Here is an 11,312-nt window from a genome sequence, read left to right as displayed (position 1 = left end):
CTTCGGGTGGGGTAAACGCACGCGCGCCCGGCCGAGCAGACCGGGCGCGAGCGGAACCATCAGCTCTAAGGACTAAGCACCAAGGACTAAGCACTTCGCACTTCGCACTTCGCACTCGTCGTCACCACCGGAACATCACCGAGTACGCGTCCACCCCGCCGCGGTCGACCACCAGGTGCTGGTAGCCCAGCTCGCGGCGTGCCACGCCGGGGCCCGAGCCGCCGCCGTCGCCCTTCACCTCGTCGCCGTAGCGGGCGCGCAGGTACTGGCTGAGCTCCAGCAGCGTCACCTGGCCGTCGCGGTTGGGCTCCAGCTGGCTGTCCTCGGTGTCGGCGCGGGCCTCGCCCACCGCCTCGGCGAAGAAGACGGGGAGGAAGCCGCCGGCGCGGAACTTCTCGGCCACCGCCGACACCACGTCCTCCTCCGACGAGAAGAAGCCCACGCGCCCCGGCTTGTTGATCACGTCCTTCGAGAAGCCGCCGCTGTAGCAGGCGTCGATCACCAGCATCACCATCCCCTGGTCGACTTCGTCGAGCATGGCGCCCAGCTCGTCGTCGCGGATGGCGGCGTCGAACATCTCGATCGTCTCGTCCAGCCCATCGGGGTCGTCGTCGTCCTGGGCGCGCACCCGCACCCGGCCGCCGTGGCCCGAGTGGAAGAACACCAGGATGTCGTCGGGCCCCACGCGCCCCGCCATCTGGTGCAGGGCACTCCGCACGTTGGCCACGGTGGCCTGGCGGTCGGTGAGCACGATGGCGTCCGAGGGGCTCATCCCCACCCCGCGCACCAGGGCGTCGCGCATGGTGGCGGCGTCGCGGGCGGTATAGCGCAGGTCGTTCGCCCGCCCGCCGTAGTCGCTGATCCCCACGAACACGCCCAGCACCCGGCCGCCGCGCCCGGTGCCCCGCTGCCGCCCGCTCGCGACGCGCCCGCCGGCCCCGGGGCGCGTGGGCGTCGCCGGCTGGCGCGGGCGGTCGACGGCCGGCCGCGTGGGCGGGGAGACGCGCGCCGCCCCGCCGCTCCTCACCGCCAGCGTGTAGCTCCCCGTTTCGCCGCGGCGGTACGAGGTGGCGACGACGCGGTAGCGCCCGGCCGCGCGCATCGGCACCTCCACGCGCGAGCGGGTGCGGGAGCCGTTGTCGTCGTCGTTGTCCACGCTCTCGCCGTCGGGCCCGCGCACGATCAGGTACGGGTCGAACTGGCTGGAGGAGAGCTCCACCACCAGCGTCTCGCCGGGGCGCCCCTCCACCAGGTAGGCGTCGCTGAACTCGCCGGTCTCCTCGAGCGTGCGGTCGCCCTGCTCCAGCCGCCCGCTCACCGAGCGGCCGATCTCCAGCGTGGCGGCGTCGCGCGCGCGGCTGGTCCCGCGCGAGGCGGTCCCCAGGTCGATCGTGAGCTCGTACGGCCCCGTCTCGCCCTTCTGGTACGAGGTCACCATCACGGTGTAGGTCCCCGACTCGGTGACCTCCAGGTCGACCACGGCGTGCCCCGGCATCCCGTCGGCGTCGTCGTTCTCGGTCTGCTCGTTCTTCGGGTCCTTGACGATCACGTAGGTGTCGAAGGCGCTGGAGCTGGCGTCCACCCTGAGCCGCTGGCCGGGGATCGCCTCCACCGTGTAGCGGTCCACGTACTCGCCGCTCCGCAGCGTCTGGTCGCCGCGCGCCAGGGTGCCGCGCTCGCGCCGCGCGCCGCCGGCCGCCACCCGGCTGCTGCCGCGGGCGATGTGCAGCTCGTAGCTCCCGGTGGTCTTCGGGCGGTAGGTGGTGGCCAGCACCCGGTAGCTGCCGTCCTGCGCGAGCTCGGTGGAGATCAGCGAGCGGTGCTGGTCGCCCTCGAAGTCGTCGTTCTCGATCTGCTCGCCGTCGGGCTGCACCAGGATCAGGTAGGGGTCCATGTCGCGCGAGCGCAGGTCCAGCACCACGCGCTCGCCGCGGCGCCCCTCGAAGGTGTAGCTGTCGCGGTACTCGCCGCTCTGCAGGGTGCCGTCGCCCGGCCCCAGCGTGCCGCGCTCCACGCGGTTCATCGCCGCGCCGCCGGCGTCGGCCGGCCGGGTGGCGACCGGCTGTATCTGCCCGCCGCCGTCCTCGTGCGAAAGGGCCAGCGTGTACGCGCCCGTCTTCCCCTGCGAGAGCGAGTTGGCGCGGATCACGTACTCGCCGTCGGCCGGCAGCGTCACCTCCAGGCGCGTGTTGGTGCCGTCGGCCCCGTCGTCGGCGGTCTCCAGCTGCTCGAAGTCCGCGCCGCGCCCGCGCCCGAAGGCCACGTAGGTGTCGAACGCGTCGGAGCGCATGACGATCACCAGCCGCTCGCCGCGCCGGCCGGAGTACGTCCACGTGTCGTAGTAGGAGCCGTCGCCCAGGCGCGTGTCGGTCCGGGCGAGCGCGCCGCTGACGGTCTGCCCGGCGCGGATCGCCTGCGCGGCGGCCGGGGCGGCGGCGAGCGCCGGGAGCGCCAGGAGGCCGAGGAGCGCGGCGCCGGCTCGGATGGCGGGACGGGAGTCCATAAATCCACCTCTCCAGGGAAGGATTGCCGCGGCGGGCGTGAGGCCGGGGCCCGGCCGCGCGGGGAAGTGCTGATAGCGTGGGATGGCCGTGCGGCGGGAGCGGCTGGTCGCGGGGAGCGGGCCGCCGCCGCGCGGAAGGTGATTTAGACTAAGTGAAATTCGCGCGCGGGGCAAGCTCCGGCGGGCGCGGGGTACCGGGCGCTAAGTCCTGAGTGCGTAAGTGCGTGAGTGCGGAAGTGCGCGGAGGAGCCGGAGGCGAGGAGACCTGCCGTCGCGCAGATGCTCGTCTGCCGATCCGAAGTCGTCGAGTACCCTCTCCCGAAGTTGGGAGAGGGTGGCGACGCGGTAGCGGCGCCGGGTGAGGGCTCACGCCGGCGCCGGCTTCCCGTTGGCGAGCGCGAAGGAGAGCCCCTCCAGCTCCAGCGTCACGTCCACGTTGCGCAGGGTGACGCCGCCGGGCACGCGCAGGCGCACCGGGGCGAAGTTGAGGATGGCGCGCACGCCGGCCTGCACCGCGCGGTCCACCACCCCTTGAGCCGCGTCGGCGGGGACGGCCACGATGGCGATGTCCACCCGCTCCTCGCGCAGCGTCCTGTCCATCTCCTCGTCGGGCTGCACCCGCACGCCGCCCCAGTCCTGCCCGATCTTGCGCGGGTCGGCGTCGAAGACGGCGCGGATCTCGAAGCCGCGCGCCTGGAAATCGCGGTACGACGAGAGCGCCGAGCCCAGGCGGCCGGCGCCCACCACCGCCACCTTCCAGGTGCGGGTGAGCCCCAGGATCGAGCGGATCTCGCGCAGCAGCTCGCGCACCGAGTAGCCGGTGCCCCGCTTGCCGAACGAGCCGAAGAGCGACAGGTCCTTGCGCACCTGCGCCGAGGTGGTGCCGCCGCGGCGGGCCAGCTCCTCGCTGGAGATGGTCTCCGCCCCCGCGCCTTCCGCCTCCTGGAGGAAGCGCAGGTAGAGCGAAAGCCGGCGCACCGCCGACTCCGAGATCTTTTTCATGCCCGCGGACACTGCGTACGGCCGGCCCGGGCGAGGGACCGCGCCGCCCGCCGGGAGCCTTGTGAAATGATTCACAAGATACACCTCCCTCCGGAGAGCGTCAACCGACCCGCCGCGTCCGCCGCAATCCGCGCGCCTCCCGGTCGGGCTGGACCGCGAACCTCGGGGGTTGGGGCGTGTCCCTCCGCTGCGCTCCGGGCCGGGCTGCGCGCGCGGTAGGGCACGATACGACTGTGCCCAACCGCGCCGGGCCACGTTCGCCACCAACCCCGTGGCGCCCGTGTCCCGGCCCTGTCGGGCGCGCATCCCTCACGCGGGGTTTCGTGCGAAAGCCAGCCTCCCTGCGCCGAGCCCGCCCCCGCACCGAAGGAGCCCGCGCAGGCGGGCTTTGCGCCGTTGTTGCCGCGGGTTCACCCGCCCGACACCAGCCCGCGCCGAAGGAGAGGGGAGCGCCGGAGGGCCGCGGAAGTTATCATACCGCAGCCACGTACCCGTCCCGACCCGACGCGCGAGCGAGATGACCCGCACGACCAAGCTCAAGATCGCCTACTTCCTGGTGCTGGTGCTGCTGGTGGTCGCCGCCCTGGCGGTGTCGGCCGTGTTCCGCAGCAGCCTGGCGGCGCTCGTCCTGATCGGCGCCGTGCTGCTGCTCCCCGGGCGCATCCAGGCCGTCGTGTACCGCGACCTTTACACGGCCCGCCGGCTGATGGCCGCGGGGAAGGCCGCGGAGTCCATCGAGTGCACCCGGCGCTTCCTGGGGATGATCCGCCGCAACCCCGGCAACAAGAAGCTGCTCTGGGCCAGCTGGTCGGTCTACACGGTCGACGTGGAGGCGATGGCGCTCAACAACCTGGGCGCCGCGCACCTGGAGCGCGGCGAGGTGGAGGCGGCGGAGCGGGCCTTCGAAGAGGCGCTGCGGCTGGACCCCGAGTACGCGATCCCCTCCTTCAACCTGGCCGTAATCGCCGGCGCCCGCGGCGACCGCGAGGCCGCCGAGCGCCACGTGGCCCAGGCGGTGAAGCACGGCTACCGCATCGTGAAGGTCGAGCGCGCCATCCAGCTGGGCCAGGCGCTGCGCGAGCGGGCGGAAGGCGCGCAGCCGGCCGTGAGCGGCTGAAGCCGCCAGCAACAACGGCAGAAAGCCTCGCAAACCGCGCGAGGCTTCACCAGACGAAAACAGATCCAGGGCCGGGACCGTCAGGCGCCCTGGTGCTCCGCGACGTCGAAGGTGTCGATCTGGTAGTCGGCGTCGGGGAAGTGCGCCGTGATCCGCAGCTCGCCCCCCATCGCCTCGACCACCTCCCGCAGCGTGCTCACGCGCACGTCCTTCCGCCGCTCCAGCTTCGACACGTTCGCCTGGCGGATGCCGAGCCGGCGAGCCAGCTCCTCCTGCGTGAGGCGGCGAGCCCTGCGGAGCTCGTTCAGCTCGATGGCGGCGGCGAGGGCCTCACCTTCGCGCAACCCGGCCTCGATCGTCTCGGGAGCCGCCTGAGCCCGAATCTCGCTCCAGTCCTTCAGAGGCATCAGACCCGATCCTCCTTTCCCAACTCGTTCAGGTGTTCGTCGAGTAACCGGTCGGCGATCGGAACGTTCTTTTCGTACCAGCGATCGTCCCCTGTCTTGTCGCCCCCCAGCAGCAGAACGGCCGTCCTCCTCGGATCGAACGCGTACAGCACCCGATAGGGCCGGCCCTCGTGCTGGATCCGAAGCTCGCGCATGTTCGCATGTCGCGAGCTGAAGACCCGCGAGCAGTACGGATGACGCAGGCGCGGTCCGAACCGCTCCAGAAGGTGAACGCCCCTGATCACGCTCTTTCGTTCAGGCTCCGTCAACGCGCCGTACCATGCGTCGAATTCCAGAGTACCTTTCACGGCCCAGTCCATGACAATATACCTGAGGGTGAATATTCCTTCAAGTACATGCCACAGGTGCGAGTAGCAGACGAGAAGGCAAAGTGGACGAAGTGCACGCCACGTTACCTTCCCGCCCGCGTACCCGCAAGACGGTCTTTTCCGGCTAGCGTTGGTCAGCCCGTGGAGAGCCCCCGCGCCTTGAGCGCGCGGGCGAGGTCGATGAACTTCCGGGGGGAGAAGGTCTCGGGACGCTGGACGAGGTCCATGCCGACCTCGGCGCCGAGCGCCTCCACCTGCTCGGGAGAGAGGCCGTAGGCGTCGCGCAGGATGCGCTGGAACTGCTTGCGGCGCTGCTGGAAGGCGGCGCGCGTCAGCTCGCGCAGCGCCGCCTCCTCCTCCGGCGCCAGCCGCGGCGGGTCGTGCGGCACGATCTTCACCACCGTCGACATCACGTCGGGCACCGGGCGGAACGCCTCGCGGCTCACGTTCATCACCCGCGTGGCGTCGGCCACCGCCTGCACCCCCACGGCCAGCGCGCCGTACGTCTTGCTCCCCTCCTTCTCCAGCAGCCGGTCGGCCACCTCGCGCTGCACCATCAGCACGACCAGGCGCGGGCGCGGACGGCGCTCCAGCATCCCGAACAGGATCGGCGTGGTGATGTTGTAGGGGATGTTCCCGATCACCTTGAGCCGCGCGGGGTCGCTGGAGACGCGCTCCAGCGGCACCTCCAGCACGTCCTGGTTGATCACCTCCACCGACGGCTCGCCCGCGAACTTCTCGGCGAGCTTCGCCGCCAGCGCGTTGTCGAGCTCCACCAGGACCAGCCGCCGCACCTGCCCGGCCAGGTGGCGGGTGAGCGCGCCCACGCCGGGGCCGATCTCCAGCACCTCGTCGTCGGGGTGCGGGTCGAGCGCGGCCACGATCTTCCGCTGGACGTTGGGGTCGATCAGGAAGTTCTGCCCCAGCGAGCGCTTGGCGCGGGGGAGGTCGTCCGGGTACGGCGGCTGGCGGGGAGGCACGGACGGAAAGTGCGAAGTCCTAAGCGCGAAGCGCGAAGTGCGGAGCGACCGAGCGCCACGCGTCGGCGCCCCCGGCCACCGGGCACCGGGCACCGGGCACTGGACCGTGCGCACTTCGCACTTCGCACCTCGCACTTCGCACTAGAACCTCACCAGCAGCGCGGTGCGGTCGTCCGCGGGCGCCGCCCCCGCCTGGCCGGCCAGGGCGAAGAGGCGGCGCACGATCTGGTCGGCGGGCTGCGCGCGCAGCTTCGCCACCTCGTCCACCAGCACCGCCTCGCCCCCCTTCAGCGCGTCGGAGAGCCCGTCGGTGAAGAGGAAGAGGAGGTCCCGCTCGGCCTCCCAGCGGGCGCTGGCCTCGCCGTACGCGTCGTGGTCGACGATGCCGAAGGGCGGATCGGTGGTCTGCAGCCGCTCGGGGGCGCCCGCGGCGGGGACGCGCCAGGCGTGCGAGTGGCCGGCGTTGGCGTAGGTGATGGTCCCCTCGGCGGGGTCGATCACCCCGTAGAAGAGGGTGAGGTACATCTCCGTGGTCTCCAGCTCGTCGATCAGCGCGCGGTGCGTGCGGCGCAGCACCTCGGCCGGCGGGTCGCCCTCCGAGGCGTGGATCGCCACCGCGCTCATGGTGAGCGCCATGATGAGCGCCGCGCCGAAGCCGTGGCTGGAGACGTCGCCGATCAGCACCCCCAGGCGGTTGCCCGGGAGCCGGAAGAGGTGGTAGAAGTCGCCGCCCACGCTCTCGGCCGGGACGCAGCGCGCCGCCACCTCGCAGTAGCCGGCGAACTGCTCCAGCGGCGGCAGCAGCTTGAGCTGGAGGTCGTGCGCCAGCTCCATCTCGCGCACCATCCGCTCCTGGCGCAGGCTCTCGGCGATCAGCCGGTTGTTCTCGACCGCCGCGCCGATCTGGCTGGCGATGGCCGAAAGGAGCTTCATGTCGCCCGCCGAGAAGCCGCCCTGCGTGGAGCGGCCGATCAGGTTGATGACCCCCACCGTGCGCGTCTCGCCGTCGGGCGGGGTGTAGCTCACCGGGACGGAGAGGAAGGAGCCGGCCTGCGGCTGGACCCCGGCGTCGTCGCACCCCTCGCGCCGGTAGATCTCGCCCGGGACCAGGATCACCGGCCGCCCCTCGCGGAAGACGGCCGCGGTCACCGAGCAGGGGTCGTCCACGGGGATCGGCCCGCGGTGGCCGTCGCCCCCTTCGACCGCCGTGAGGACCAGCTGGCCCGCGCCGGCGTCGTGCACCCAGAGCGCGGCGCGGCCGGCGCCCAGGATGCTGGCCACCTCGCTCAGGATCGTCCCCGCCGCCTGCTCCAGCGAGATGATGGAGCCCAGGATCTCGCTGATCGAGTAGAGGAGGTTGATCTCCTCGTACCGCTCGGCCATCTCGCGGCTGAACGAGCGGATCTCGTCGTCATGGCGCAGAACGCGCGACAGGGTGCTCGCAAGGAAGCGTGCGGCGCCCGCGTCGTCCCGCCCCGCCTCCCCCGCCACCTCCAGGCAGAACGGGCTCCCGGGCACCTCCACCGCCCCCTCGCAGGGGCCTCCGGACGGCGCGCCCTCGCCCAGCGCGCGCCACCCCTCGCCGTCGCGGGCCCACACGCGCACCTCGGCCCCGTACGCGCGCCGGAACTCGTCCAGCACGTCTCGCGCGGGCCGGGGGAGCGTGGGCGGGGCGGCGGCGGTCATGGGGAGGGCCCTACGAGGCGCGGGGGAGCGCGTGGTCGTTGTGGAGCACCATGCGCACGCAGTTGCCGCAGCCGGTGAAGTCCACCTCGTCCATCAGCTCGCGGATCAGGAAGATCCCGCGGCCGCCGGGGCGCTCCAGGTTCTCGGGGAGGGTGGGGTCGGGGACCGAGCCGGGGTCGAAGCCGCACCCCTCGTCGCGCACCACCACGGCCACGCGCGCGGGGGTGAGCTCCACCTCCACGCGCACCTGCTTGCCGGGGTCGCGGCCGTTGCCGTAGATCATGGCGTTGGCGAGCGCCTCGGCCACGCCCACGCGGAAGTTCAGGGAGAGGCGCCGGCCGCCGAAGCCGAACTCGCGGCAGCGCTCCACCAGCTGGGTGACGGCGGACTCGATCAGGCGCAGGTCGCTCTTGAGCTCCAGCGCGAACCTGGCCCACTGGTCGGTGTCCCGCCGGCCTGCCCTGCGTTCGGATGGGTCCATTCGCTTCGAAGCGTGTCATCCCGCGCCGCTCTGGGGCGCGGGCGGCGGTCACGGGTCGGGGGCGGGACGGCCCCCCCGGCGCGGGCGGCGCGCCCCGGACATATTAGCCGGGGGCGGGCCCGGCCGCCAACCGCCGCGTGCGCCAGGCGCCGGCGGCTAGAAGGCGGAGAGCGCGGCCTCGCGCGAGTCCGCGATGTTGAAGAGCGTGTCGAGCTTGGTGAGCTCGAAGAGGGTGCGCAGGTCCTCGTTGAGGTTGGCCAGCCGCAGCTCGCCGCCCTGCTCGCGGATCTTCTTCGACAGGCTCACCAGCACGCCCAGCCCCGAGGAGTCGATGTACCCGGTGTTGGTGAAGTCGATGAGGAACTTGCGCGCGCCGCCCTCGAGCTCCTCGAGCACCCGCTGCTTCAGCTCCTGCCGGTTCCCCACGATGAGCTGGCCCTCCACGTCGACCACGACCACACCGCTCTGATTGCTCGTCCGGAAGCTCATGGCTCCTCTGGGTCCTAGACGGTTGGAATGGGATGCCCGCACGCCGGGGCGCCCAAAGGCAAAGACGGTGCCACCTGCCACCGCACCGCGCCCCTGTTGCGCCGAAGCTAGAAGCCGCGCGGCGGAAGCGCAATCGGTCGTCGCGAGGGGGCCGGAGAGTGCAACGAAATTTGCCAGTCGCGTCCCCACGCCTCGGGGCCGCGGATCGTTCGGAAGCGGAGTCCGGAACCCGCCGCCGCGGCCGGCCCGGGCTCGAGGACGATCCTCCGCCGGACGGCGTCACGCCTCGGGGTGCGCGGCCGACTGGATGGCCGCCTCGCGCGGGCTCAGCATGAAGAAGAGGGCGAGCGCCCCGTGGAAGGCCAGGCAGAGGGGGACGTACGCGAACGCCAGCGCGAAGGCGGCCAGGTACCCCACCGGCCCCAGGGCGAAGCGCCGGGTGATCCCGCCCACCAGCCGCGGGTCGGCCCAGTCGGCCAGGAGCCGCGCGCGGCGGGCGCTCCACCAGAGCAGGTTGTAGACGACGGCCGTCACCAGGAAGGCGCCGCTGTAGAACGCCGCGGCGGCACGGCGGTGGCCCGCCTCGGGGAGGTTCTCGGCCAGCACGGCGGTGGGGAACGGCAGCGCGGCGATGCACATCAGGAACAGCACGTTCACGATCATGAAGCGGTGGTCGGCGCGGGCAATGAAGTTGAAGATGTTGTGGTGGTTGATCCACATGATCCCGATCACCAGGAAGCTGATCGCGTACGCCAGGTACGAGGGCCAGAGCAGGACCAGCGCGCGCCACAGCCCGCCCGCGGCCTCCACCGCCTGGTCCGACGGCACCCGCACCTCGATGATCAGCAGCGTGATGGCGATGGCGAACACGCCGTCGCTGAACGCCTCGACGCGCGCGGTCTCGTTGGCTTCGCTCGCCTGCGGGGCGGCGTGCCGGGCGGGAGGAGGGGCGGTGCTCATCGGCGGGTGCAGGCTGGGGCTCAAGCTGGGCTCGGGCGAATGAATTCGCTGCAACGACCACACGAAGTCCGCCTTCGCGGACTGGCGGCTCTCGCGCGGCGGTTGCTCTCGTGCACGGATGCCGCACACGTGCGGCCGACAGCACCCCGACCGCGGCGCTACCCCGCCATCAGCGCGGTGATGCAGGCGGTGTTGACCACGTCTTCCACGCTGGCGCCGCGCGAGAGGTCGTTGCAGGGCCGGGCCAGGCCCTGCACGATCGGGCCGACCGCCTGCGCGTGGGCGAGCCGCTCCACCAGCTTGTAGGCGATGTTGCCGGCGTCCAGGTCGGGGAACACCAGCACGTTCGCGCGCCCCGCCACCGGCGAGCCGGGCGCCTTCCTCCCGCCGATCGACTCCACCAGCGCGGCGTCCACCTGCAGCTCGCCGTCGGCGGCCACGTGCGGGGCCTTCTCGCGGAAGAGGGCGAGCGCCCGGCGCACCTTGTCGACCCGGGGCCCCTGCGCGCTCCCGGCGGTGGAGTACGAGAGGAAGGCCACGCGCGGCTCGTCGCCCACCACCTTCGCCCGCGCGTCGGCGGCCGCGGCGGCGATGTCGGCCAGCTGCTCGGGCGTCGGGTCGGGGACCACGGCGCCGTCGGTGAAGGTGAGCACTTCCGTGGCCTCGGAGCGGAAGGGCGGCACCACCATGTAGAACGACGACGAGACGGTGCGGATCCCCGGCGCCGGGCCCACGCCGTAGATGGCGGCGCGGATCACGTCGCCGGTGGTGCTGGCGGCGCCGGCGAGCGAGCCGTCGGCCATCCCCGCCCCCACCATCAGCGCGCCGAAGACGAGCGGGTCGCCGGACTGGCGGAGCGCGTCTTCCTCGCTGCACCCCTTCGCCCGGCGCCGCTCGTAGAAGCGCGCGGCGAGCCCGGCGCGCCGCGGGTCCGTCGCCGGGTCGACCACCTCCACGCCGCCGGCGCCCAGGTCCTCCAGGTCCGCGCGCGTCAGGTCGCCGCCGAGCACGATCGGCCGCACCAGTTCCTCGGCGTGCAGCCGCGCCACCGCCTCCAGCGTGCGCGCGTCGAACCCCTCGGGGAAGACGATGGTGCGCCGCTTCTCCCTCGCCCGCTCGCGGATCGATTCGAGGAACGTCATCGGAAACCTGAAACTCTCCGTCTCCAGAACGAAAACGATGTCATCCTGAGTCTACCACCGCGCTGCGCGCGACCAGGGAGGATGAAACGGGTGTGGGAGCATAAATTGGGCGGGTGGCGTCGGCAAAGAGGTCGGTAAGCTCATTGGTGCGAGAGAGCCCGTTCCTGAGTCAGACCC

General features: G+C 72.3%; 11 protein-coding genes. 1 reads left to right on the top strand and 10 read right to left on the bottom strand.

The window, feature by feature from the left end:
- Nucleotides 1-121: 121 nt before the first annotated feature.
- Complete coding sequence (locus VF746_31835) at nt 122-2,503, bottom strand: caspase family protein (GenBank protein ID HEX8697053.1); 2,382 nt, start codon at nt 2,501-2,503, stop codon at nt 122-124.
- 366 nt (nt 2,504-2,869) lie between these two features.
- On the bottom strand, nt 2,870-3,505 hold the full coding sequence (locus tag VF746_31830; protein HEX8697052.1) for a redox-sensing transcriptional repressor Rex: 636 nt from the start codon (nt 3,503-3,505) through the stop codon (nt 2,870-2,872).
- Nucleotides 3,506-4,022: 517 nt separating this feature from the next.
- On the opposite strand from VF746_31830, the gene VF746_31825 reads away from it, so the two are divergent.
- Nucleotides 4,023-4,622 (top strand): tetratricopeptide repeat protein, encoded by a 600-nt coding sequence (locus VF746_31825; protein HEX8697051.1) that lies wholly within the window; start codon nt 4,023-4,025, stop codon nt 4,620-4,622.
- A gap of 80 nt (nt 4,623-4,702) precedes the next feature.
- On the opposite strand, the gene VF746_31820 is transcribed toward VF746_31825, so the two are convergent.
- The 8 genes from VF746_31820 to pta all read right to left on the bottom strand — a co-directional run bounded on the left by VF746_31820 (nt 4,703) and on the right by pta (nt 11,135).
- Nucleotides 4,703-5,029, bottom strand: coding sequence for an XRE family transcriptional regulator (locus VF746_31820; protein HEX8697050.1), 327 nt, complete (start codon nt 5,027-5,029; stop codon nt 4,703-4,705).
- Complete coding sequence (locus VF746_31815) at nt 5,029-5,388, bottom strand: type II toxin-antitoxin system RelE/ParE family toxin (protein HEX8697049.1); 360 nt, start codon at nt 5,386-5,388, stop codon at nt 5,029-5,031. Before VF746_31815 ends, VF746_31820 begins: the two co-directional genes overlap by 1 nt.
- A 143-nt stretch (nt 5,389-5,531) precedes the next feature.
- A complete protein-coding gene (gene rsmA, locus VF746_31810; protein HEX8697048.1) occupies nt 5,532-6,377 on the bottom strand; it encodes a 16S rRNA (adenine(1518)-N(6)/adenine(1519)-N(6))-dimethyltransferase RsmA in 846 nt (281 codons plus the stop codon).
- Between the two features lie 141 nt (nt 6,378-6,518).
- Nucleotides 6,519-8,063 carry a SpoIIE family protein phosphatase gene (locus VF746_31805; protein ID HEX8697047.1) on the bottom strand — a complete coding sequence of 515 codons (1,545 nt, stop codon included), beginning with the start codon at nt 8,061-8,063 and terminating at the stop codon, nt 6,519-6,521.
- A gap of 10 nt (nt 8,064-8,073) precedes the next feature.
- A complete protein-coding gene (locus tag VF746_31800) occupies nt 8,074-8,544 on the bottom strand; it encodes an ATP-binding protein (protein HEX8697046.1) in 471 nt (156 codons plus the stop codon).
- Between the two features lie 156 nt (nt 8,545-8,700).
- Complete coding sequence (locus VF746_31795; protein ID HEX8697045.1) at nt 8,701-9,033, bottom strand: STAS domain-containing protein; 333 nt, start codon at nt 9,031-9,033, stop codon at nt 8,701-8,703.
- Nucleotides 9,034-9,312: 279 nt separating this feature from the next.
- On the bottom strand, nt 9,313-10,017 hold the full coding sequence (locus VF746_31790) for a TMEM175 family protein (protein HEX8697044.1): 705 nt from the start codon (nt 10,015-10,017) through the stop codon (nt 9,313-9,315).
- A gap of 134 nt (nt 10,018-10,151) precedes the next feature.
- Entirely contained in the window at nt 10,152-11,135 is a 984-nt protein-coding gene (pta, locus tag VF746_31785; GenBank protein ID HEX8697043.1) for a phosphate acetyltransferase, read from the bottom strand.
- Nucleotides 11,136-11,312 lie beyond the last annotated feature (177 nt).

The sequence above is a fragment of the Longimicrobium sp. genome (assembly GCA_036389795.1).
GTDB lineage: Bacteria > Gemmatimonadota > Gemmatimonadetes > Longimicrobiales > Longimicrobiaceae > Longimicrobium.
Note: the sequence above shows the minus strand (reverse complement) of the source record. Positions and strands in the feature narration are given on the sequence as shown.